Raw genomic sequence first — 22,825 nt, 5'->3', positions numbered from 1 at the left:
ACCGCTTTCATCGTAACGCTTTTGAAAGCGGTTCAAAACGTGCGTTCATCGGCAATTTGGCGTCTTTTTGTTTGAACTTTCGTGCGGGGTGTCAAACTGTCCGGTCCGATTCGCCTTTTTGCACGGTCCGGAATTGGCTTGGAGTCTGACCCGTGCAGCGCTTGAACCATTTGCTGAAATACTTGCTGTCGCCAAGTCCCGTCCGCTCGGCGATATCCTGCATCGTCAGGTCCGTATCCCGCAGCAGTCCCTGGGCCAGCCGAAGCTTGCGCTTGTATTGGAACGCGATAAAGCTGTCGCCGACCGTCTTTTTGAACAGGATGGAAAAATGGCTGCGGCTGAGCCCGACCTCTTCCGCCAGCTCGCTCGCCGACCAGTCGGAACCGGGCTGCTCATGAAGCAGCCGCACCGCCTTTTGGATCGGCTCGGGCCAATCTCCGCCGGATACGCCGTACGCCCGTTCCAGCTCGGCCTCTTTATGCAGGGAGCGAAACGCTTCCGCGATGCCGCTGCTGGTGCCCAAGGGGCCCTTGGCGGACCACTTCAGCCGTCCATGGCTGCCCTTGGCTTCGATCAGCAGGCTGTTTGCCGCCTCCTGCAGCCCTTCCGGCACGATCCAATAGCAGGCGTCACCGCCATAGGGGATGACCGCTTCATTTCCCGTGCTGTGTACGAGCTGCTTCGCTTTCAGCCATTCGGCCCACGGCATGCCGCAGCCCTCCGTCCGGACAAGGTACACATGCACGTCCTGGCCGCCAAAACGCCACGCCTCCGCGCGAAGCCGCTCCAGCTCGGCGGGAAATCTTCCGCTGCTGCCGCTGAGCCAGCCGAACAGGAGCGCCTCCAGCTTCTCCCCGTCCAGCGGTGCCGGGGACGGACGCCGCTGCAGATCCCGCCGCAGCTTCTCCAGCAGCCCTTCCAGCTCCTCGTCCTCAAACGCGGTCTTCAGAAGGTAGCCCGAAGCCCCCAGCTGGATGCCCTGCTGTGCGTATTCAAAATCCCGGTGGCAGCTGAGCAGGATAATTTTCGTCCGTTCCTCGGCCTCCTTGACCCTGCGCAGCAGCTCGATGCCGTCCATCTCCGGCATCACGATATCGGTAATGACGATGTCCGGGCGATGCTCCTTGAAGGCTTCCCACGCCTTCGCCCCGTTGGGAGCGTCGGCCACGACCTCCATACCGAACCGCTCCCAGGGCACCGTCGATCTCAGGCCTTTGCGAACGATGCTCTCGTCATCGGCAATCAGCACTTTCAGGTTGTTTGCGTTCTCCATCCGGATGCTCCTCCTTTTTGGGCCAGCGAATCAGTATCGATGTTCCCTCTCCTTTGATTGAACGTACCGTAAGTCCGTACCGCGGGCCGAAATGCAGCTTGAATTTCTGGTCCGCGTTTCTTACACCGAGACCGCCGCGGCCGCGGGGCTCGGGATTCGGAGCGAAGAGCTGCGCAAGCTTCTCTTCCCCGATGCCGGCCCCGTTGTCTTTTAGTTCCAGCAGCAGTTCCTCCCCCTGCTCCCGGACACGCAGCTCGATTATGCCGGCCCCGTCGGTAAAACCGTGGAAAAAAATGTTCTCAAACAGCGGCTGCAGCGTCATCCGCGGGATGACAAACCGTTTCAGATCTTCCTCGCAGTCCAGCTTATATTGGAATACGGCTCCATAACGGATCTCCTGGATTTTCAAAAAGTGCCCGATCATCCGCAGCTCCCGCTCCAGCGTAACGAGCTCCTGCGATATATCGAGGTTGCCTTCCAGCACCATCGTCAGGTGATACAGCATTCGGCGGATTTCCTCCGCCCCTTCCAGCCTGGCCTTCCACTGGATCGAGTTCAGCGTATTGAAGAGCAGATGCGGATTGATCTGATAATGAAAAGCCTTCAGCTCGGCCTCCTTCTTGAGGCGCTCGCTTCGCTCCACTTCCTGGACGAGCGACTGCACGCCGCTGACCATCCGGTTGAAGCTGATATCCAGGCTCCCGAGCTCGTCCCGTCCTTCGACCGGAACCCGCGTGTCCAGTTTGCCGAAGCTGACCTTTTGCATCGATTCCTTCAGGGAACGGATCCGCCCCGTAAACCGGGACGTAAACAGATAGGCCAGCCCGAAAGCGAGCAGGCAGGACCAAACCGCCACGATGACCGTATTCGACCGGATGACTCCCGATGACTGGTAAAACGCCTTGGCAGGCAGACGCGCCTCGATCTTCCAATGATTGACGGACAGTGTCTTGTCCCAGATGATATCGTTATCTCTCGGCGTAAAGGATTCCGTGCTTTCGTAAACGGTCCGGCCGTCCGGCGCCTGAATCGAAAGATGCGCCTTCGTGTCCTCCTCGAACTGCCGGAACATGCGCAGCAGCTCCCGGGCGTCCTCTTCGATCAGAATCGTGCTCCCGTCCTGGGCGCCGCCCGGGTTCCGGATCGGCACGGCCAGTCCGAGGACCGCCGGGCCGGCTTGCTCCGAGGCGGATATCGCATGGTTCTGCATATGGAAGCCCAGCCAGTAAGGGCCGCTATTCGAGGCGGGCATGCTCTTCCAGGCCGGAATAGCGGCGAGCTTGCCGACGTCGAGGTTATTTTCGCCGTAGTAATAACCGGATGGCGTAATAATATAAATGCCGGCCGTCTGGTCGTTAGCCAGCGACCTCAGGACGGATTCGAAGTCGTTCTTCTCCATGATTTCGCCGTAGGTGACCGGCGGATCGCTCCCGAGGTCCGCATGGGCGGGGTCCAGCAAATACGAGTAGATCGTCTGGCTCATCTGCTTCATGCGGACAAGCATGGAGTCCGACTGCTGCTGCAGCTGGGTCACCGCGTTCTCGCCGTAACGGCCGAACTGGGAATTGACCGTACTGGCGGACTGGTAGTAAGAAAGCGCCCCGAGCGAGAGCAGCGGGATCAGCGTCACAATCAGAAAGCATACGAGCAGTTTGGTCCGGATGCTGCGGTAAGCTCCTGCCGGAAGCCAGCGCCGCAGCGGTCCGTGCCGGCGGATATTCATGGCGGGTCCCCTCCTCTTCACGGTAGTCGTCTATCTGCATTCTAGCATGGACGGACAGGGGACGGAGCCCTTTCGCCGCGCAATTGTTACCGCTTACAAGAAATCCGTGGTCAAGCGCCTTGTTTGCCGAAGCCAGGCACCTTTCAGAAACGGGAAAAGCACTTCCCCGGAGGACTTTTCCAAAAAGTCCCTTCCGAAGAAGTGCATGATCCCGCTATAGTTCCCCGTATTCATATCCGAGGATCAAAAATACGCTCGACGTCCAGGTAAAAGCCCTGTCCCGCAGCCCTTCCCCCGTCAGCGCGTCGAAGTTCTCCGCCATGCCGCTCTTGTTCAGCATGCGGCAGAACCGCTGCGCCACCTCTCTGGCGAGCTCCGTATCCCCCGCCGCGGCGGCGCCTTCCACGAGCAGCATGGTCGATGGCGCCCAGATCGGCCCGCGCCAGTAGCCGTCAGGCTGGTAATACGGGCTGCGGACGCTTTCGGTCGCCCAGCCGTTGCCGGTGAGGAAACGGCCCTCTTCCCGCAGCCCCTGCAGCAGCGCGGTCCGTATCTCTTCCGGCAGCCGGTTACCGAGCAGGATCGGCACGAACAGCAGCAGGCTGTCGCCTTGCGAACGCTCATGCGTCCCTGACCGGCATGCCGTGAAGCGGCCGTCTTTCCAGAAATGGCTTAGCATGGCGTCCAGCGTATCCCCGGCAAGCAGGCGCCACCGCGCCGCTTCCTCTGCCTTCCCCAACAGCCCGGCAATCTCGGCCAGAAGCTCCGCCTGCAAAATCAGAAAGGCCGACAGATCCGGGCTTTCCACCGGAATGCCGTTATTGAACGCCGTGCTGTTGTCCCAGCCGGAATCGTTGCCGTGATTGTACTGGGGAATGCCGTCGCCGTCGCCGTCTCGGTACCGGAACCACCAATCCGTCCATTTGGACAGCGGCCCGTATACTTCCCGAAGCTGCGCTTCGCCGATCCAATCGGTCCGGCGCATCATCCAGCCAAGCGTCCAGCCGTGGATCGGCGGCTTGTTGCAGTTCCACAGCTCGTACTTGTCGTTGATAAAATCGGGAAGCAGCCCGCTCTCATCCTGCCGGTCGAAAAAGATCATGAACTGGTCCCACGCCAGCTTCGGATCGTGGCGCACCAGCGCCATGGCGTTAAAGCAGTGGTCCCAGCTCCATATATTCGTCATCCAGTTCTTCGACATGTACATCGCCGGGCGCGTCAGGCAGCCTTCGGCCGGGACGAGGCACGACCATGTAATGTAAGCCGCCAGCTCCCGCCCTTCCTGCCAGCGCGCCGGCACCGTAAGGCTGTGATCCAGCCAGGCCGCGAATTCGGCCTCGGCTTCCTTCACCGCCGCCTCAAAAGGCTCCCAGGCCGGCCGCGGCTTCCACACGGTGCGGAACTCTTCAATAGCGAATTCGGCCGTACCCGCGGCACCGTCGGGCCTGAACTCAGCCACGATGCGCGAGCTCTTGATCTTGTCCCATATCACTTCCATCTTCATGCAGCCGGCGAGACGGGTCAGCATAAACCGGCATTCGTGCGTAAAGCTGTTCACTTCCCAGCTGCCGGGCACCGCCTCGTAGGCATAATCGTAAGCCGCCGGCTGAAACGTCAGCCGGATGCCGCAGCCTCTGGTCCGTAACCGCGCGGTGCGGCTGTCCGATATGCACAGCTCTGCATAACTACCGCTGTCGAGGGCAGCCAGCTTCACGCTGGCGGGATTGGCTTCGGCCTTGAACGGCAGAAGCTCTCCGGCGTCATCCAGCAGCTCGATGCGGAACGCCTCCCCGAACTTGTCGTCCCCGCCCCGGACGGTGCGCAGGTACAGCCCGGCCGGTCTATTTTTACCCTCAGGCAGCAGCGATACCGCCAAAAACGTCTCTCTGCGGCTGAAGGGTACTACGTTCAGGTCAAAGTTCATGGCTGTTCTCCTTTTATCCAGGAATATAACGCTTTCATTGTAAACCGCGGCTCCTGGAAGGGAAACGGCCAGGTGTTTCCATGTACCTGCACATTTGTTGGGGACGGCTTTATTTTCCGGACAATCGTGTCTTTTTGTCAGGTGGGAGGGGGTGCGATTGTTAGATTCGGCAATTTGTCTCCCTTATACGCCCCATTCCTTGCGGGCATCGGCGACCGGCTTGGGCGTCGTTTTGCACCATGCGTAATGCCCCTTCGGCTTGCGGCCCACCCATCTCTCATCAACCGGCTCCGATGCGAGCTGGTAGCGGGTATCTGAGCTGATCCGGTAGCGGCCCGTCATGTTGTTAAGCGAAGTATGCATCATGTACATGCCGAAAATAATGGCATCGCCCGCTTCGAAAGACGTTGTGGCCCATCGTCCCCCAAACGTATCGACGATCTCCACAGGGTCTTCGGAAAACCAGCCTGTCGCGACATTATCCCGGTCCACATCCATTTCGCCGTACGTTTGCCTAATTTTACTGAAATGCTGGGAGCCCAGGCACATAGCCAACGTTCCGAGCTCAAGCGGCGTGTCTCCGAAAGGGGTCCACATCGTATATACGTTTTTGGTGCCCCTTCCCATATACACGACGTCGTAATGCGCGCCGGTATTCCCGCCATGGGCTACGGCCCGCGGCCATTTATAGTCGTATGTCATCGATTTGCCGCCAAGCAGACGGTCAAAAAAATCCAAGACCGAAGGATGGTTCACCACATCCAAAAATCGGGGGAAGTCCGCCTGCAGCTCTTCCGCGCCGCCGCCCCACATCATGCTGCGGTTGTCTTGGGAAATGCGCCCTTCGTCCAGCGGAGTCCCCGGCTCCAATCTGCCCATGGCCTGGAGTTTGCGTAAAAACTCCTCCCTTGCGGACAGTACCCGCTCGCGGTCGTGAAATCCGCGGATCAGCAGGTATCCCTCCTCCGCCAGACGCAATCTCAGCGCATCCGTGTCCTCCAAAATATCGTTGCTGCTGCGCAGCTCGGTCAAATACCGGCTTCCCATCACAAGCTCCCTCGTTCCGATCGTCACGTTCATGCCGCTCTCTCCTTTCAAGGTATCACCGCTTTCCTGCCGGAACCGGAAGATTCCCCCTCATCATAGCCCCTGCTTCAGGAGAAAGTCGTTAATCGAAACCCGCCACAATTTACGCAAAACCGGACCGGATGCCTCAATGATGGTCGCGGCGCTGCCTCGTTCTCCACTCTGACGGTGGACAGCCTTCGGTCTTTTTGAACCACAGCGAAAACGAGTGCAGCTGGGCAAAGCCGATCTGCTCGGCTATGGCCTGCATATCCTTGGCTGCCGAGCTGAGCAGCCACTTGGCTTCTTCCAGGCGGCACATCTGCTGATACTGCTTGGGCGTCATGCCGTAGGCTTTGAAGAACCGTTTGCGGAAGCCTTCCTCCGACAGGCCGGCCATCTCCGCGAGGCTGCCGATAACGATAGGTTCTTGAAGATGCCGGCGAATATAATCGCCTGTATGCGATACCGTGAACGACTGCTGGTCCGGGTGGGAATGCTCGTTTAAAAACAGCAGCAGAATTTCGATCCAGGCCAAATCATTTCGGACAGGCTCTTTCAGCGTAGACGAACGGCTCCTCAGCCATTCCCGGAACAGCCGCTCATAGCGGTCCTGGTCGAGGCGGGATAAGGCAATGAGGCGCGGTTTGCCAAGGACAACCAGCCGTTCGAACAGCTCACGTACATGTGCCGGCAGTCCGTCAACGAGCACAACCCCGAACCGGATCGGGGTCATCGCATGGAAAGAATGAGCGGATAAGGACGGGATCAGCGCGACATGCCCTGCTTCGACACGCCTTTCTTCCTGTTCATAAACAAAGCGCCCGCTTCCTTCCAACACGACGGTGATTTCCAAATCGGGATGGCTCCACTGCCGCTCGTCCTCCCAGTCCTTGTCGTGGGTTCCGATAAAACCTCTAATTTCAGGCAAAATCGCTTCATCCTCCTTGCCCGCAAGCTTGGGCCAAGCCAAGCGCTTGATGATGTTATGTTCACTATACATCAATCGCGGAGAGGATCTACAGTCCCAAGCTTTATTGCTTGTCCATACTTTTTCATATCTCAGTTTTCAGCCTATGGTATAATCAGGAAAACTTATGTTTTAATGGTATATTGACAATAAGGGAGGAACTGGATCATGGGATGGTCGGAACTGCGGGCGGTGCCCAATGATTACGATGAGGAAATCCATGCGGTCGATACGCAGCTGATTGAGCTGCTCAACCACCGGAAAGCCCTGGCGAAAGGGCGACGGTGTTTTCCGCCTAAGGAAGTAATGAAGGAGTTTGAAGAGAAATTCGGCTTGAAGCCTCCCTATTTGAACTGGCTGTTTCATTCGATTAACGGAGGGTTTCATCGCCCACGCTCCGAAGGTCCCGGCGAGCTGCAGGGCATTCTGCAGATTATGAAAACAACCGTGCAGGAAGGGTACCAATACAGGATCACCCATGCGATGCAGCATGAGCATGGCAGTATTGTACATATCGAAATCAAACAGCTGGAGGATGTGGATGATTTCACTGATTTCCGCCCTCTTCTTCAGCTCGATGTTACTAGCCAAGATAGAGAATACAGTGTAGGGCGCAACGGATCCCGCGGTGGTGGAGGAATCAGCTCCATGTCCTTTATCGTCGAACCGCGCCTGCCGGAGCAGCTGAACCAGATTCACTTTGCCCTGATCCCGTTCGAAGAGCCTATGGATTTTAGCCGCAAGGAGATCTTTCTGGATCAGGAGGTTCATTTCGAGTAAGCTCCCGGGGATGAGTAACAAAGGGAAGGGTCAGATCCTTGTGTACATCCAAGTAAAGAAGCAGGCATCTTGCCTGCTTCTTTGTTATGATCTGAACCTATAGTTAGTAGTGCAGTATCTCCTCATCCTGTGAAGATTCCACCTCAACAAGGAAATGATGCAAGGTGCTCGATGATGGGCCCAAACGCCTCCGCTTCGGTGAAAAAGCGCTCCGTGTCCTCCCCGCAAAATATCGCGGATACCGACAGGCGGAAGATGACCGCCCGTAACAGCATTTCCCGGTAATACCCGTCATTCGGCAGCAGACCAAGATCTGAGAGCGGACATCCCTGCCAGGCGATGCCGTCGCAGACGAGAATCGCTTCAGCATACGCCTGCGGGGCAACTGTCGGGGAAAAGTCGATGATCAGCGGACCGAGGGCATCGTCGAACAGGATGTTCCCGGCTAGATCGCCGTGGATCAGCTGAACGGGATACTCCCCGCTTCTCTTGACCTTTCCGAGCAGGCCCGCCAGGAAATCCCTCACAGGGACAGGGAACCCGGCCGGGAGCCCTTCGGTCTGCCACGCGATCCGGTGGCCCCGGGACCAAGGATGGTCCGGCTCCGAAAACCCTTCATAAGGAATGCTGGCCAGATCCCGGTGGAACAGCCGGGCCACCCTTAGCTTTTGTTCCAAGTTACCCTGAACTTCCCTGCCCGGCTCGAATCGGCTGCACGTCCATCCATCGCTGACAAAAGACCCGTTCCGTGCCGGAACAGGCCTGGATACCCGGTATCCACGCGGCTGAAGACCGTGCATGATGCCAAGCACCCACTCGTCATGCTGTTCATTTCCCGACGGTTTGAGAACTGCCTCCTGTACCTTCACCGATGTATTTTGCCCGCCTTCGAGAGGAACCGCCTCCCCTTGAAGCCCGAATGACTCCAGAATTTCCCTAGATAAAAGCATGGCCTCTCCCACATCCCTTCCCCCTTCTATTTTACTGTATGGCAGCGATGATTTTGACCGGATTTCACCTTCCATTGCCGTTCCTACTCCCCGCATTTCACCAGCTTTTTCCGATCCTGATCCCAACGCCACACAGGCTGGTCACCGCTCAAATGAACGCCTCCGTACCACCGGTCGATGCCGCACTGCTCCAAGTAATCCTCACCGTTTAAAACCCGGGTCCCCCACTCCGTAATCTTGACCTTGCTGTCCCGGAAAGCAGGAGAAGATCCCGTATATCCGGGAAAGGATTCCACCCCCTCCAGCGTCAGCAGCGGGCTTGGGCCCTGACACAGGCTGCGCAGGACATCCCAGTACTGCAGGTCGCCCATGCCCAACCCGTGCAGCTGGTCGCCGATCTGCCTGAACAGGTCGAGCGGCGAGTGAATCCCTTCGCTTACCTTTTCCAAAGTCATTTGCTCCACGATCCCCAGTCCGTTATAAACGGAAGGAAAACGGGACAGGTGCAGCTCAAATGCCTCCCGCACGAACGGAAGCGCCGAGGTGTCCTCCTCCAATAGCTGCTGGAGCTTCATCGGATCAGGTGAGGTGTATGCCTCCCAGACCCTGCTCCCCAGATTCAGCTCTTCCGCTCCGATATAATGCCACGTTCCGGACAACGTCTTCAGCTGACTGGCCGTTAGCTGACCGAGTCCGCGGAACAGGCCGACTCCCGGATAATCTCCGATACAGAGCAGATTCAGCTTCGTCCCGCCAAGAGACTGCCGTCCAAACCAGTGCAGCAAATAAGACAGCATCGTTTGGTCAAACAGGTCATGCTCGAACCACAGCACGATTTCGTCATACTGCCGGAATCCGGCCAGTTTTTGCTCCTGCTCCTCGCAGTTCCGGATATACTCATCAGCCGGGATGCCCATGTCTTTCTCAAGGTATCCCGCGCGGACCGCGCGGCTCTCCGGTTCCGCCGGCTCCAGAAACACCGGGCCTTCCGGATATACCTCGCGCCATACCAGGATATCCCCCTGAACGACTCCCTGCTTGAGCGTCTCGGCGACCGTATCGCCGTTAACAATATGCAGCATGCGTTTTCCTCCTTCGTGTAAATGCTTGAATACATGCGCAAAATCGGCGACCGGCAGCGTGCCCCTCAGCTTGCGGCGTGCATCGAACAGCCTCTTTTTGAGCGCCGTCACCGGCGTTCCCGCATACTCCGAAATTTCCTGCAGACTATAGCCGTGAAAATAAAACAGCTGGACCGCCTCCCGCATGCCGGGAGATAAGGCCTGGACCGAATCGTGAAGCATCCGGTACAGCTCCTGCCGCGCCACGACCTCTCCGATATCCGGCTGACCGGGTGCAGTCACTTCCCCCTCCTCCAGCGCGGAAGTCTGCGGCTTTCTGCGAATCAAGCGATAGCACTGGCGATGCACAATCGTCCGCAGCCACCCCGGAAAGGCGTCCGCTTGCTGCAGCCGGCTAAGGTGGACGAATGCTTCCGCAAACGCCTCCTGCACCGCTTCCTCCGCCAAATCGTGATCCTGCAGCTTCCCGTATGCGGCCGTATGCGCCATCGCATAATACTGCCGGAAGAGACGATTTATCGCATCCCCGTCCCCCTGCCGGGCTTGTTCAATGATCTGCCGCACACCCACTCTCCTCCCTTGATCTTGGTTTTAACCCTATAGTGCAATATCAGATCCGTAAGGTTACCATGAGCCTCGGAATATTTTTTAAATATGCTGAACCTGTTCAGAAAAATCGCCTGAACGCGGCGTGCCCCCTGTTCTCGTATTTACATTATATCGATTAGATCGGCTGGCCTCAGGTGGAAGTAAGCAGCCGTTCTCCGCTCCCGTCACCGAACGCCCAGGCCCGGAATAGGCTGGTGTATACCATTCAACGATTGGAGCGAACCGCATGCCTCAATACGTACCGCCGGTCACCATCCATACCGTCACCTATACGGCCCCCGGCACGGTGATCCACTATCCGCAGGTAACCGGGCTCGCCGACAAAACGGCCGAAAACAAAATCAACCACACGATCATCCGTACGATCCAGGACATGCAGCGCGCCCAGCAGGCGGTTCAGACGGGAAGCCAGCCGGAAACGACCGGAAATTTCGAAATCAAAACGAACGAGCGCGGCATTCTCAGTCTGGTGCTGAGCAATTACACCTATTCCACGCCGATGGCGCATGGATACACGATTGCCAAGGGATTGACCTTTTCCATGCAAACGGGGAACACCTATACCTTGTCCAGCCTGTTCAAACCGGGCTCCCCTTACCAAGCGGTCCTGACCGCTGCCGTTAAAAAGCAGGTGCAGGAGCGGAATCTTCCGGTACTGGATGCGGGGAGCATCACAGTCGCGCCTAACCAGGATTTCTACCTCGCCGACAAGGCGTTGGTGCTCTTTTACCCATTGTACGCGATCACACCCTATTATGTCGGTATTCCGATGTTCCCGATTTCGGTCTATGTTCTGCAGGACATCGCCGCTGAAGACGGCCCGCTTGCGATACTTGCCGCAGATGTCGTGTGAAGCGGCGCCCCAGTTGACGGGATCTGAGCGGCCGCCGTTAACCATTTTCGCAGCCTAAAGTTACCCCCGATCTACAAGCTGGGATAACTCCAAAAAAAAGCAAAGAGCCGCTTCCGTATCGTCCGATAGACGAAGGAGCGGCTCTTTTACACGTAAGCCTGCGTTCATGGTCACTGTGGTACACGTGGGATACAGCATCCCTCTTACTTGACGCCGTTGTACACAAACGCTTTGATAATATGCTTTTGCGCCAGGAAAAAGGCGGCCAGAATCGGCGCGACCAAAATGACGTTGCCGGCCATCAGGATGTTCCAGGTGCCGCCGCCCTCGACCTCGCGGATTTTGGCGATGCCGATCGGCAGCGTTCGCGCCGTTTCGTTCGTCGTCATGACGAGCGGCCAGAAATAATCGTTCCAGTGTGCGATGAAGCTGAACAGGGCAAACGTCACGAGCACCGGCTTCACCATGGGCACCATGATGCGGACGATGATTTTCCATTCCTTGGCCTGATCCAGGCGGGAAGCTTCCACCAGCTCCTCAGGGATCTGCCGGAACGCCTGCCGGAGCAGGAAAATGCCGAACGCACTGGACGCGAACGGGAGGATCAGCCCGAGATGGGTGTTCAGCAGCTTGAAGGCGCTCAGCTCCAAATATACCGGCAGAAAGATGAGCTGGGTCGGGATCATGAGCGTCACCATAACCAGGCTGAACAGAAAGCCGGAGCCGACAAACCGGTATCTGGCAAATGCGTACGCAGCCGGAATGATCGTCAGCATCTGCAGCAGCAAAATGCTGACCGAAATGACGGCGCTGTTCGTAATGTAATGCAGGAACGGCCCGGTTTGCCACGCGGAGGCGTAATTGCTCCATACCGGATTCCGGGGAATCCATTCCGGCGGGAAGATCATCGTCTCCGGCAGCGTTTTGAGGGATGTCGAGAGCATCCAGACAAACGGCATGGCAAAGATGAGGACCAGCAGCAGCAGCGCCGCCACATTCAGCGCCTTCAGCAGCAGGACGGCCGCGGAGCGCACAAGGGCAGGTCTGCCCGGCGCTTCCAGCATGCGTCCGCCGGGAACGGCGACGGTATGCCCGTCAAAAGCACGGTTTGCGGGTTCCACGCGGTTTTCCCCCTTTTCTAAGATCATAGAAGCAGAAGTCGTTACGGTTAACGGTAATGAACACGGCTGGACAGCAGCCGGAAATAGACGATGGTCAGAATGCCGACGATGAACAGCAGGATCACGCCAGCCGCCGAGGCATACCCGATTTTGAAGAAGCGGAAGCCAGCCTCGTAGATGTAATACACCAGCGTATTGGTCGAGTTGACCGGGCCGCCCTGCGTCATGATCGCGATCGTCTCGAACACCTGGAACGACCCGATCAAATTGATGATGACGAGGAAAAAGATCGTCGGCGACAGCATCGGCAGAATCAGCCGCGTGAACGTCGTCCACGGCCTGGAGCGGTCCAGGGAAGCCGCCTCGTATATATCCTGCGGGATGCTCTGCAGCCCCGCGATAAACACGAGCGCGTTATAGCCGAGCCCTTTCCACACGGCCACGATCACCAGGGAGATCAGCGAGGTGCTCGGATGGGACAGCCATTCCAGCTTGCCGAAGCCGAACAGGCCGATCACCCAGTTCAAGAGCCCGTATTCGGGGTCCATCAGCCAGCTCCACAAGAGCGAAATCGATACGAGCGAGATGATATGGGGGCTGAAGATCGCCCCCTGTACCAGGCCGTAGAAGAAGCCGCTGCGGTTCAGCCAGATCGCCATGAACAGGGAGAGTCCGGTCGTCAGCGTAACCGTCAGCACGGTATAAAGGGTCGTGTTCGACAGCACCTTGCGGAAATCCGGCTCCGACAGCAGATCCACGAAGTTCTGGATGCCGACGAACGTTTTTGTCGGGCTGACGAAGTTCCAGTCGAACAGGCTTAAGTACATCATGTAAAAAATCGGGTAGATGAAAAACATAGCAAAGACGATAATTGCCGGCGCGACCATGCTGTACGGGCGCAGCCGTTCCCAGACGGTCATGCTACACCCCTCCTGCTATCAGCTGCCGCGAGGAGGTCTCCTCGTTCGCCGCGCCCGCCGTCTGCACCCGGCTGCCGTTCAGGCTGAAATAATAGAGATGCCCGTGCGGTACGGCGATGCGTACGCGCTCCGCCGTCACCAGCGGCTTCAGAAACGTTTTGACAAAAAACGCTCCCGCCTTGGAACGGATCTGATAGATGTGCTCCGCCCCCAGGCTCTCCCGCGTCAAGATGTCTCCTTCAAGCACAAGCCCCTCCACCGGGGCGTCCGGATTGATCTGTGCATGCTCCGGCCGGAAGCCCACATGGTAGGCTCCGGACTCGGGCTGGACGCGCAGCCCCTTGATGTCGCCGAACTTCATGATGTTCATCGCCGGCGTGCCGATAAACTGGGCGGTGAACAGGTTGACGGGCTGTTCGTACAGCTTCATCGGCGAGTCCGCCTGCTGGACCGCCCCTTCGTTCATGACGACGATCTCGTCGCCCATGGACATAGCCTCGACCTGATCATGCGTCACGTAGACGAAGGTCGTACCAAGGCGTTCGTGCAGCTGGATCAGTTCGGTCCGCATCTGGTTCCGCAGCTTCGCGTCCAGGTTGGACAGCGGTTCGTCAAGGATAAACACCTTCGGCTGCTTCACCATCGCCCGGGCGAGCGCCACGCGCTGGCGCTGGCCGCCGGAGAGGTTCTGCGGCTTCTTGTCGAGGTATGGCCCAAGTCCGACGATTTCCGAAATGTCGGAGACCAGTCGCTCCCGCTCCTTGCGGGAAACGCCGCGGTTTTTGAGGCCGAACTCGATATTGCCCCGGACCGTCATGGTCGGGTACAGCGCGTAGTTCTGGAACACCATCGCCACGTCCCGCAGGCCGGGCGGCGTGTCGTTCACACGCTGGCCGTCGATGAGAATATCTCCTGCGGTCTGTCTTTCCAGGCCGGCCACCATGCGCAGCGTCGTCGATTTGCCGCAGCCGGACGGCCCGACCAGGACGGTAAACGAACCGTCCCGGATCGTCAGATTGAGGTTCTCAATCACGGTTTCTTCCTTGTATTTCTTGCAAATGCCGATCAGCTCGATTTGGGCCATGCCGAATGCCTCCTTGTTTGGCGGGTCTGTTTCATTGCCTGAAAGGCGCTAACTTATTTGCCGAGCAGTTTATCCGACTTGGCCGCGGCTTCGTCCAGCGCCTGCTGCGGCGTCGTCTTCGGATCGATAATCGCCTTCTGGATCGCATCGCGGACGATCTTGGCGACTTCCGGATATCCGTTCTCCATCGGGCGCGGTCTGGCATATTTCAGCTGGTCGACGGCGACTTTATACTGCGGATACTGGGTAAAATGCTCCTTGAGCTCTTCGCTTTCCACCGCCGACGTGCGGGTCGGCAGGTATCCGACATGCTTATGCTGGTAAATCGTGTTTTCCTGGGAGGTCATCCATTTCATGAATTCCCATGCCGCCGCCTTCTCTTCGGCGCTGCTCTTCGACGTCATGACGAGCTGGCATCCGCCTGTCGGCACGCCGTAATCCTTGTTGGCCGGCATGAAGGCCGTCTCCAGCTCAAAGCCGTTGCCCTTGGCGATTTCCAGGCTTTGCGACACGCCGGCGGTCGAGGCGAACTTAAACGCGGAAATTTGGTTCGCCCAATCCTTGTCTGCCGTATCCCCGGCTTCGTCGCCGACTGGCATTTTGATCAGGCCTTCGTTCACCAGCCGCTTCCAGAAGTCCACCGGCGCCACGCCAGCCGCGTTGTTGAAGGTTGCCTTCTTGCCGTCCTCGCTCAGCATCGTGCCGCCGCTTTGGGCCACCAGCGCCTCGTAGAACCAAATATCGACCGGCACGGTCATGCCGAGCTTGCCTTTCTCCTTGAGCACTTTGGAGTACTGCTCAAACTCATCCCACGTTTTTGGCCCAGATGGATCCAGCCCGGCATCTTTTAACATCGTTACGTTCTTGTACATAATCGGAGTACTGCGCATAAAAGGCAGCCCATACAGCTTGTCGTCCACGTAGGCGTTCCCCATCAGTCCGGGGATAAAATCGTCCAGCTTCAGCTGGTCCTTGTCCTTCTCGGCGTATGAGGTCAGGTCTTCAAGCATGCCGGAATGGGCGAACACGCCCGTAGAGGCAATTTCCAGATCCGTGACCGCCGGGGCGTCCCCAGCCGCAAAAGCCGCCTGGACCTTCGCATGGAGATCATCGTAATTCCCCTGATGCTCGGCGACCACCTCGATCTTGTCCTGGGACTCATTGAACGTTTGGACCATATGCTGCTTGGCCTCCTCGATCTTGTCGCCGAAGGCGTACCAGTACTTGATGACGATTTTTTTATCCGGCTTGGCCGCTGCCGCTTCTGCTGTCTCGCTGCCGGCCGCCTTCTCGGCTCCGCCGCCGCATCCGGCCAGCATGCCCGTCATTACCGCGGACAGTGTAAGCAGTGCGATCTTTTTCTTGAACATCGATTGATTCCTCCACCCTTGAATTTGGTTTATGTTTGCTGTACAACGACGGCTGCAGCCCAAAAAATAAAGAAACCCGAATACCGCCGAGTGGGAACGCTGGCTTAGCGTTCTCTCGACAGATCAGGTTTCTCCATAACTCCAACCGTTCTATTTACTTGTCGAATTCATCATAAGGGACAACTATTAACGCGGTTTATGCGGAATATTAACGGGACATCAAATGATCTTTCTTCTCCACAGCTCGGGACGGGACGCGGAAATGGCGGTCGCTCCCTGGTCCAGGCATTCCTGTGCGTGGCTGTGCTCATACAGCAGGCCGCCGGTGATGATCGGGAGTTCCGTAAAACTCTTCACCCTGCGGATCATGTCCGGAATGCGGGCAGGCATCAGCTCGATGATGTCCGGCTCGGCCTGGGACAGGCTCTTCGCGATGTTCTCCAGCCCTTCGCTGTCGACGAGAAAGAAACGCTGTACCGTGAGCAGCCCCATTTTTTTGGCGGTTTTGATAACGCTGGTTTTGGTCGAAATGATGCCGACCGGGCGGATGCTCTTGGCCAAATAGTCTAGGCCGTAATGGTCCGTGCTGAGCCCGCCGATTTTTTCCAGATGCATGAACACCGGCAGACCGTGCTCCCGGAATACGTTCACATAGCCTTTGGCGACACCGATATGGCCCATCAGCAGAAAGACGCCGCTGAGCTCATCCCGGTGCTTCAAGGCGATTTCAATATGGCGGGGGTCTTTGATGGAGGCAATCCGTTTATGCTTGGCGAGACCTTTGAAAAAATGCTCCCGGGTCATAACGTCATTCATGCGTGTACAGCCTCCCTTTCACGAAGGTCGTGATTACTCTATATTCAGATTTGTGGCGCAATCGGCAGCGGAACGAGGAGAGCCCGGTCGTCCTCCATCCCTCTGGCATCCGGATTCGGGCTGAAATGCTTCATATGCTGGTGAAGGAGCGCCATGTGATCCGGCAGCGTCGGGTCCATCACTTCGACCGGTGTGATGCGGATCGCGTCCTCCGCGATATCGACGATCCGGAAGCCCGGCTGATCCAGGCAGGCTGACAGCTGCACAAACGACCAGTCCTGCCGATGAGCGATCGAGTCCATATGCGTATGGCCGTTGAAATAGATGCCAATGCCCTGCTTTTGGTTCAAAATGCTCCACATGTCGATGATGGGATGAATCGAGCCCTTATCCTTTTCCGAACCAGCCGTCGTATTGTACACGGGATGATGGCCAAAGACGAGCAGCGGCTTGTCGCCCGACAGTCCGACCTGCTCCTCAAGCCAGCCCAACTGTTCGGGATCGAGCCAGCCGCCCCAGTCCTTAAAATCCATTTCCTTGGCCGTGTCGAGAAACACGAGCATCGCTTGATCCGTGTCGATGGCATGGTACCTCTCCTGGCCCGTCATCTCCAGCACCTCGGCTCTGCGCTGCGCATACAAGTCATGATTGCCCAGCACGTGTATGAACGTTTTGTCCTGGCGGCGAAGCAGGTCGTACACTTCGCGAAGCTCGGAGGCCGTGCCGAAGTTGGTGAGGTCCCCCAGCGAAACATACAGGTCCGCTTCCTGCTCCAAAAACTGCTCCAGCACCGTTTGATAGAATGCACGCCGGGCTTCCTTCAGCCCCGGCACCGACTCGTCGATTTCGTGGTAATGCAAATCACCCAACAGCGCCAATCTCATCATTTCTCTCCTCCCGGCTTGTTCGAATTGGATTTTTCCTCCTTCATCTTATCGATGGATTGTTTCCGATCCGTTAATTGGGAAGGCTGATTATGTAAAATTCCGGTTAATCGATTCGTGTCGTCCCCGTGTTGTTGGTGTTCGCCTCGTCCTGAGTAACCCGTCGAATGATGTTTCCGCTTCCCTCATAGCCTGTAATTTCGAACTTCGTACCCTGTGACGCATCCAAAAACACGTAAAACAATTTGAAGTTTTGCTCGATGGGAATGATCTGCGCCTGCTTCTCATAGCCGGTAGTGTCCTTGACCACGATGCGGCTGATGTCGGGATGCAGAGCGATGCCAAAATACATGGGAAAGGGAGAGCTGCCGAATTCCGTGCCCTCCGTCCCGGGCAGGTACATGGCAAAAAAGCTTTCCTTCCGAGCCTCGACATCGGAAAGTCCGGGGTGATAGTTGGAGGCTCCGAAGCTTCCCCCATAGCCCCACTTCCAGCCTTTTTCGAATTTCCTTACATATTCTGCAGCGATGGTGTACCCACCGTTGGATGTCTTCCGCAGGAAAAATGCCACCTCCCCGTCAGCAACCGGACGCTCATCGATCATATAGGACACGTACCCCTCGCCCCGGATCTTCTCAATCGCCTCCACCACCGTCGGGCTCCCTTCCGCTTTCTTGTCTTGAAGGCCGAATAACTTCCCCTCGTAAGCGTAAATAACGACCAGAATGACCGCAGCCAGCACCAGCAGCATAATCAGCCTGTTAGCCCATTGTCTGACCATGAATTCCCTCCTTTCAAACGTCCGTCCGCATACACGGCGGCGCCCAGCATCCCGGCCTTGTCCCCAAGCTCGGCCTGCACGATACGGCATACGCCGGCGGACAGCTGCAGCGCATGGCGGGCTACCGTCTCGCGCACCGGGCGCAAGAGCCGCTCTCCGGCTGCGGCCATGCCGCCGCCTACAATGATTATTTCGGGATTCAGCAGATTGATGGCGTTCGCTAGTCCGTACCCGAGCAGTTCTCCCGTCTCGTGCATGACTTCAATAGCGAGCGCGTCCTGCCGGTCATAGGCGTCTGAAATGAGCTGTGCCGTCATTTGCGAGTTATCGTTGCCCGTCCATTCCTGAATGACGCTCGTCCGTCCTTCCGCCAGCTTTTCCGCAAACGTTCGGACCATGCCCACCGCGGACACGTAGCGGCCTAGGCAGCCCGAGCTGCCGCAGCGGCACGGCCGCCCTTCCCTGTACATGTTCATGTGGCCAATCTCGCCTGCGCTCGAAGACGTGCCGTAGATCACCTTCCCCTCATAAATCATTCCCGAGCCCAGTCCGGTTCCCAAAGTAATGAGCATCAGATTCCTGCAGCCCCTGCCGGCGCCAAACCGCCACTCCCCGTACATGTTGACCCGCACATCATTATCGATGAAAACCGGAAAAGCGAACTCCTCCCGCATCCGGTTTACGACGTGGATATTTTCCCATTCCGGAAAGTTGGGAGACAGAATCGACAGCCCTTCCCGCGGATCCAGGAGCCCCGGAATGCCCATCCCCATGCAGCTCACGTCCATCGGCCCGATCCCCGCTTCCTTCATCAGTTCATGAACGATCCGCTTCATCCGGTTCAGCACATGTTCCGGTCCCTTGTCCGCTTCGGTGGCATCCATTCTTTCCGCGGCAATCCTCCAACCGGCATCCGCGTCAAATACCGCCGATTTGATCCGGGTTCCGCCGAGGTCCATGCCGATGACAAATTTGCTCATGCCTTCCTTTTCCTCCTCCGGAAATCCTTGGTCGCTGACATAAACCTATCATAAACGACTTCGCTCCGGATATGAATGGATCTATAGCATTCTTTTCCAGATTTCTCCTCAGCAGGCTGCCCGGTAATGGCGTCAATTGCCGCGGTTCTGAATCTATCAGCACCTTCTGGACCACCAACTTCATAGGCATTAAATCGTAATCTTTACGTATAGATAAAATGGGCGAAAAATTCACGCTTGGTACAGGCCGTATTATTCCTGGGCCTGCTCTATATTCGACAACGAGGATAAAGGAGATGAATCGCACATGGTAACGCCCGTCATCATATTAAGTGGATTTTTGGGAAGCGGCAAAACGACGCTGCTGCTGTCGGTGCTCAAGGAGTGTTCGGCCCGGGGGCTGACCCCCGGCATCCTGATGAACGAGCTGGGCAAACGGGATGTGGATGGAACGATTCTGGAGGAACAAGCGGGGGTTCAGGTGCAGAAGCTGCTGGATGGATGCGTCTGCTGCAGCCGGAAAAGCGAGCTGCCGCAGGGCCTATCCACCCTGCTGCAGCGGTCGCCCGACGTCATCGTCATCGAGCTCACCGGCGTGGCCGATCCCGAAGAGATCCGCCGCACCCTTCAGGAGCCGGGGCTTGCCGGCCGGGTACGGCACCATTTTACGGTGACGATGCTCGACGCGGAGAACGTGCTGGAGTTCAACAGCCGCTTCTCCGCCGACAAAGAGCTGGTCCGCACGCTGCGCAAGCAGATCGAAAGCGCCGATCTGGTCGCGGTCAACAAGCAGGACCTGGCCGCCCAAGGCACGATGGACAAGATCGAAAGCATGATCCGTAAGCATAATCCCGAGGCTGCGATCGTATACACAGAGTATAGCCGGATTGACCTGTCCAGCCTGCTGGACGGGGTCGACCGCCGCCAAGGGTCCAAGGCCGCTGCTGTCCGGGCTGGTGCACAGACACCAGCGCAGGAGGTGCTGAGCAGCAAGGCGCAGCACAGGTTCGGTGGAGCTGTTGACCCTGCCGCTTCGCATACTCACCGCCTTGCCCATAACGGTCACGGTGCGGGATCTACGGCCACTGTCCACGCGCATGAAGGGCATGGCGGCCACGGCGGGCATGAACATCTTGACGAGGCGGTCTCTTTTTCCAAAGTCAGCACCGTCACACTGACCTTTCCCCCGGCGGAGCAAAGCCCGGCTTCCCTGTCCAGGGAGCGGCTGGAGGCGTTCTTCCGTGAGTGCGGAGATGCGCTTCTTCGTGCCAAAGGGCATGTGGCGCTCGCCCGCCATGAACCGGTCCAACTCGTCCAGTATGCCGGGACGCACACGTTCTGGGAAACCTCCCGCTATCCCGGCGCACCGTACCTCGTCATGATCGGCCTGAATTTGAACGAGGCGCGGCTGAAGGAACGCTGGTCCGAACTGTTTCGTTAAGCTTCATTATTCCTTGTGGAAGGAGCTGATCCCGCCATGACCACCCTCTCCCCTTTTAAAATCGTCCCGCTGCTTCTTCCCGCCGCCTTTCTGATCATCCTGCTCGTCCTGTGGCTGCCGGAGCGCATCGAGCTGCTGGATAACGTCTATATGGACACGTTCAAAACCAGCTTCGTCGGCATTCTGCTGGAGGCGCTGCCGTTCGTGCTGGCCGGGGCGCTGCTCTCTTCGCTGCTGCAGGTGTTTGTGCCGGACGAGGTCCTGTCGCGCTGGATTCCGAAGAAGCCGGTTCCGGCCATCCTGTTCGCCTGTCTCCTCGGCGTGATCTTCCCGGTATGCGAGTGTGGCATGATCCCGCTCGTCCGCCGGCTCATCCATAAGGGCATGCCCGTGTATGTCGCGATCGTGTTCATTTTATCCGGACCGATCATCAATCCGGTCGTTTACGGAGCCACCTTCATGGCGTTCCGCAGCCATCCGGATCTCGCATACGCCCGGATGGGACTGGCCTTTGCCGTCGCTTTCCTGATCGGGCTCATCGTCTACGTCACGGTAAAAAAATCGCCGGTGAGATGGTCGATGGAGCGGGAAACCGGCGGGAATGCTCATCTCCACGCCGCACGTGGCGGCCGGCTGGCGTCGGTATTCGTCCATACGTCGGACGAGTTTTTCGACATGGGCAAATATTTGATCATCGGCTGCCTGCTGACGGCGGGCATTCAGACGTTTATGGTCCGGGAAAGCCTCTCCGCCATCGGCGGCCATCCGCTGGGCTCGTATCTGTTCATGATGGGACTCGCCTTTGCACTCTCCCTGTGCTCCACGTCGGACGCCTTTGTCGCATCCACCTTCTTGCACACCTTTCCCGCCGGATCGCTGATCGCGTTCATGGTCTTGGGCCCGATGCTGGATTTCAAAAACGCCATGATGCTGATGGCGCTGTTCAAAACCAAGTTCGCCCTCTATCTGTTCTTCCTGATCGCCGCCTGCGTCTTTGTCGGTTCGGTTCTGATTTCGGCCTGGCTGTAAACTTTTTGGCGGATGTATCATTCGATCTGGTGTGGACGCCCATGCCAGGAACACGCCCGCGCAAGATGCGAGAACCCAATACCTAATCCGACTGGAGGTAGAGCCAAGTGAACGATTCCCGCAGCATCCGGCTGCATTACCTGTTCCGGGCGGCCGTGCTGGCGGCCTTCGCCCTCTATATTCTGCACCTGATGCAGCAGGACGCGCTGCATTATTACGTCGCGCCCGCCCTGGCGAGATGGATCCGGGTATGCCCGGTTCCGCTGGGCCTGATGGCTCTCAGCCTGGTGATCCAGGCGCTGCTCGGACGCAGCCAGGTGCTGTGCAACTGCGATCACCGCCTGCCTGCCGGCTTTTTGAAAAGCACCGGCCTGTACGGCTTGTTCGTGCTCCCGCTGCTGCTCGGGTTCCTCCTTCCGGATAAGGCCCTCGGCAGCATCGCCGCCGCCAAGAAAGGCATCTCCCTCTCCTATTCCGCGATGGAGCCGGAGAAGGCTATTCCCAGCGCATCCACGGTGCCGAACAAGTCAATTCCCAGCGCCCCCACAAATCGGGATACGACCGTCACCTTCGAGACCACCGATCCGTATGCAAAGGAATTCGCCGAGCTCGCCAAACTGCTGTACGCCCAGCCCGTCATCCCGGTCTACCCGGCGATTTACTCCGAAACGTTCGGGGCGATCGAGATGTTCAAGGAGCAGTTTGAAGGCAAGGAAATCGCCGTATCCGGCTTCGTTTACCGCGACCAGACAAGCGGAGCAAGCGGCCCCTTCGCGGTCAGCCGCTTTCTGGTGCAGTGCTGCACGGCGGACGCCACCCCTTTCGGCATTATGGTCGATCCGCAGCAGAAGCTGGCCCTGCCGGCCGATTCCTGGGTCAAGGTGCAGGGCAAACTGAAGATCGTGTCCCAAGGGGGCAAGAATCTGATCGAGATCGAGGCTTCGCAAATCACGCCGATTGCCCAGCCCCAGACCCCTTACATCTACACAAGCGCCGACTCGGTCGCCGCCTGGAAAGAGCTGCAGAAGGACGCCGCCAAGGCAAAATAGCAGGGAATGACCGACAAAAAAACCAAGAAGACTCCGGATGATGCCTGAGTCTTCTTGGTTTGGAGTTTGCATAGGAGTATCTACTTCCGTGGTCGATGCTTCTTGCGGGTACTCCCAGCTG

General features: G+C 57.8%; 20 protein-coding genes. 5 read left to right on the top strand and 15 right to left on the bottom strand.

Going from position 1 to position 22,825, the window contains the following annotated elements; genetic code table 11:
* Positions 1-91 precede the first annotated feature (91 nt).
* The 5 genes from ABID47_RS26125 to ABID47_RS26105 form a co-directional block, all read right to left on the bottom strand.
* Complete coding sequence (locus tag ABID47_RS26125; RefSeq protein WP_354501153.1) at positions 92-1,273, bottom strand: response regulator transcription factor; 1,182 nt, start codon at positions 1,271-1,273, stop codon at positions 92-94.
* Positions 1,233-2,996, bottom strand: a complete 1,764-nt coding sequence (locus ABID47_RS26120; protein ID WP_354501151.1) for a cache domain-containing sensor histidine kinase — start codon at positions 2,994-2,996, stop codon at positions 1,233-1,235. Before ABID47_RS26120 ends, ABID47_RS26125 begins: the two co-directional genes overlap by 41 nt.
* A 214-nt stretch (positions 2,997-3,210) precedes the next feature.
* Positions 3,211-4,920, bottom strand: a complete 1,710-nt coding sequence (locus ABID47_RS26115; RefSeq protein WP_354501149.1) for an amylo-alpha-1,6-glucosidase — start codon at positions 4,918-4,920, stop codon at positions 3,211-3,213.
* 183 nt (positions 4,921-5,103) lie between these two features.
* Positions 5,104-6,000: a phytanoyl-CoA dioxygenase family protein gene (locus ABID47_RS26110; protein ID WP_354501147.1), complete on the bottom strand. Its 897-nt coding sequence runs from the start codon at positions 5,998-6,000 to the stop codon at positions 5,104-5,106.
* 133 nt (positions 6,001-6,133) lie between these two features.
* Complete coding sequence (locus tag ABID47_RS26105) at positions 6,134-6,916, bottom strand: helix-turn-helix transcriptional regulator (protein WP_354501145.1); 783 nt, start codon at positions 6,914-6,916, stop codon at positions 6,134-6,136.
* 207 nt (positions 6,917-7,123) lie between these two features.
* On the opposite strand from ABID47_RS26105, the gene ABID47_RS26100 reads away from it, so the two are divergent.
* A complete protein-coding gene (locus ABID47_RS26100; RefSeq protein WP_354501143.1) occupies positions 7,124-7,735 on the top strand; it encodes a hypothetical protein in 612 nt (203 codons plus the stop codon).
* Positions 7,736-7,878: 143 nt separating this feature from the next.
* Here ABID47_RS26100 and ABID47_RS26095 read toward each other — a convergent pair whose 3' ends face one another.
* Positions 7,879-8,697, bottom strand: a complete 819-nt coding sequence (locus tag ABID47_RS26095) for a phosphotransferase enzyme family protein (RefSeq protein WP_354501141.1) — start codon at positions 8,695-8,697, stop codon at positions 7,879-7,881.
* A 71-nt stretch (positions 8,698-8,768) separates the two neighbouring features.
* A complete protein-coding gene (locus tag ABID47_RS26090) occupies positions 8,769-10,331 on the bottom strand; it encodes a sigma-70 family RNA polymerase sigma factor (RefSeq protein ID WP_354501139.1) in 1,563 nt (520 codons plus the stop codon).
* Positions 10,332-10,602: 271 nt separating this feature from the next.
* Between ABID47_RS26090 and ABID47_RS26085 the strand changes: the two genes are divergently transcribed.
* Entirely contained in the window at positions 10,603-11,229 is a 627-nt protein-coding gene (locus ABID47_RS26085) for a DUF3298 and DUF4163 domain-containing protein (RefSeq protein ID WP_354501137.1), read from the top strand.
* A gap of 203 nt (positions 11,230-11,432) precedes the next feature.
* On the opposite strand, the gene ABID47_RS26080 is transcribed toward ABID47_RS26085, so the two are convergent.
* From ABID47_RS26080 to ABID47_RS26045, 8 genes are all read right to left on the bottom strand, one after another.
* Positions 11,433-12,293, bottom strand: coding sequence for a carbohydrate ABC transporter permease (locus ABID47_RS26080; protein WP_116233967.1), 861 nt, complete (start codon positions 12,291-12,293; stop codon positions 11,433-11,435).
* A gap of 104 nt (positions 12,294-12,397) precedes the next feature.
* On the bottom strand, positions 12,398-13,270 hold the full coding sequence (locus ABID47_RS26075) for a carbohydrate ABC transporter permease (RefSeq protein WP_354501135.1): 873 nt from the start codon (positions 13,268-13,270) through the stop codon (positions 12,398-12,400).
* A gap of 1 nt (position 13,271) precedes the next feature.
* Positions 13,272-14,354 (bottom strand): ABC transporter ATP-binding protein, encoded by a 1,083-nt coding sequence (locus ABID47_RS26070; protein ID WP_354501133.1) that lies wholly within the window; start codon positions 14,352-14,354, stop codon positions 13,272-13,274.
* Positions 14,355-14,407: 53 nt separating this feature from the next.
* Positions 14,408-15,724 carry an ABC transporter substrate-binding protein gene (locus ABID47_RS26065; protein ID WP_076175633.1) on the bottom strand — a complete coding sequence of 439 codons (1,317 nt, stop codon included), beginning with the start codon at positions 15,722-15,724 and terminating at the stop codon, positions 14,408-14,410.
* A gap of 219 nt (positions 15,725-15,943) precedes the next feature.
* Entirely contained in the window at positions 15,944-16,540 is a 597-nt protein-coding gene (locus tag ABID47_RS26060) for a glycerol-3-phosphate responsive antiterminator (protein WP_084204193.1), read from the bottom strand.
* 44 nt (positions 16,541-16,584) lie between these two features.
* Positions 16,585-17,427: a metallophosphoesterase family protein gene (locus tag ABID47_RS26055; RefSeq protein ID WP_354501130.1), complete on the bottom strand. Its 843-nt coding sequence runs from the start codon at positions 17,425-17,427 to the stop codon at positions 16,585-16,587.
* 103 nt (positions 17,428-17,530) lie between these two features.
* Complete coding sequence (locus tag ABID47_RS26050; RefSeq protein ID WP_354501128.1) at positions 17,531-18,205, bottom strand: hypothetical protein; 675 nt, start codon at positions 18,203-18,205, stop codon at positions 17,531-17,533.
* Entirely contained in the window at positions 18,178-19,185 is a 1,008-nt protein-coding gene (locus ABID47_RS26045) for an ROK family protein (protein WP_354501126.1), read from the bottom strand. Before ABID47_RS26045 ends, ABID47_RS26050 begins: the two co-directional genes overlap by 28 nt.
* 307 nt (positions 19,186-19,492) lie before the next feature.
* On the opposite strand from ABID47_RS26045, the gene ABID47_RS26040 reads away from it, so the two are divergent.
* The 3 genes from ABID47_RS26040 (at position 19,493) to ABID47_RS26030 (ending at position 22,704) form a co-directional block, all read left to right on the top strand.
* Positions 19,493-20,626: a CobW family GTP-binding protein gene (locus tag ABID47_RS26040; RefSeq protein ID WP_354501124.1), complete on the top strand. Its 1,134-nt coding sequence runs from the start codon at positions 19,493-19,495 to the stop codon at positions 20,624-20,626.
* A 36-nt stretch (positions 20,627-20,662) separates the two neighbouring features.
* On the top strand, positions 20,663-21,655 hold the full coding sequence (locus ABID47_RS26035; protein ID WP_116233889.1) for a permease: 993 nt from the start codon (positions 20,663-20,665) through the stop codon (positions 21,653-21,655).
* A 107-nt stretch (positions 21,656-21,762) separates the two neighbouring features.
* The gene (locus ABID47_RS26030; RefSeq protein ID WP_354501122.1) at positions 21,763-22,704 is read left to right on the top strand and encodes a TIGR03943 family putative permease subunit; all 942 of its coding nucleotides are present in this window, start codon (positions 21,763-21,765) and stop codon (positions 22,702-22,704) included.
* Positions 22,705-22,825 lie beyond the last annotated feature (121 nt).

The sequence above is a fragment of the Paenibacillus favisporus genome (assembly GCF_040545415.1).
Lineage (GTDB): Bacteria > Bacillota > Bacilli > Paenibacillales > Paenibacillaceae > Paenibacillus_AQ > Paenibacillus_AQ favisporus.
The sequence above is the reverse complement of the archived record's forward strand: the minus strand, read 5'-3'. Positions and strand labels throughout refer to the sequence as shown.

What these genes read in the sequence shown, in the direction of transcription:
- ABID47_RS26125 (WP_354501153.1), bottom strand. Translation starts at nt 1,273, where the DNA reads ATGGAGAACGCAAACAACCTGAAAGTGCTGATTGCCGATGACGAGAGC.
- ABID47_RS26120 (WP_354501151.1), bottom strand. Translation starts at nt 2,996, where the DNA reads ATGAATATCCGCCGGCACGGACCGCTGCGGCGCTGGCTTCCGGCAGGA.
- ABID47_RS26115 (WP_354501149.1), bottom strand. Translation starts at nt 4,920, where the DNA reads ATGAACTTTGACCTGAACGTAGTACCCTTCAGCCGCAGAGAGACGTTT.
- ABID47_RS26110 (WP_354501147.1), bottom strand. Translation starts at nt 6,000, where the DNA reads ATGAACGTGACGATCGGAACGAGGGAGCTTGTGATGGGAAGCCGGTAT.
- ABID47_RS26100 (WP_354501143.1), top strand. Translation starts at nt 7,124, where the DNA reads ATGGGATGGTCGGAACTGCGGGCGGTGCCCAATGATTACGATGAGGAA.
- ABID47_RS26085 (WP_354501137.1), top strand. Translation starts at nt 10,603, where the DNA reads ATGCCTCAATACGTACCGCCGGTCACCATCCATACCGTCACCTATACG.
- ABID47_RS26080 (WP_116233967.1), bottom strand. Translation starts at nt 12,293, where the DNA reads ATGCTGGAAGCGCCGGGCAGACCTGCCCTTGTGCGCTCCGCGGCCGTC.
- ABID47_RS26075 (WP_354501135.1), bottom strand. Translation starts at nt 13,270, where the DNA reads ATGACCGTCTGGGAACGGCTGCGCCCGTACAGCATGGTCGCGCCGGCA.
- ABID47_RS26070 (WP_354501133.1), bottom strand. Translation starts at nt 14,354, where the DNA reads ATGGCCCAAATCGAGCTGATCGGCATTTGCAAGAAATACAAGGAAGAA.
- ABID47_RS26065 (WP_076175633.1), bottom strand. Translation starts at nt 15,724, where the DNA reads ATGTTCAAGAAAAAGATCGCACTGCTTACACTGTCCGCGGTAATGACG.
- ABID47_RS26060 (WP_084204193.1), bottom strand. Translation starts at nt 16,540, where the DNA reads ATGAATGACGTTATGACCCGGGAGCATTTTTTCAAAGGTCTCGCCAAG.
- ABID47_RS26055 (WP_354501130.1), bottom strand. Translation starts at nt 17,427, where the DNA reads ATGATGAGATTGGCGCTGTTGGGTGATTTGCATTACCACGAAATCGAC.
- ABID47_RS26050 (WP_354501128.1), bottom strand. Translation starts at nt 18,205, where the DNA reads ATGGTCAGACAATGGGCTAACAGGCTGATTATGCTGCTGGTGCTGGCT.
- ABID47_RS26045 (WP_354501126.1), bottom strand. Translation starts at nt 19,185, where the DNA reads ATGAGCAAATTTGTCATCGGCATGGACCTCGGCGGAACCCGGATCAAA.
- ABID47_RS26040 (WP_354501124.1), top strand. Translation starts at nt 19,493, where the DNA reads ATGGTAACGCCCGTCATCATATTAAGTGGATTTTTGGGAAGCGGCAAA.
- ABID47_RS26035 (WP_116233889.1), top strand. Translation starts at nt 20,663, where the DNA reads ATGACCACCCTCTCCCCTTTTAAAATCGTCCCGCTGCTTCTTCCCGCC.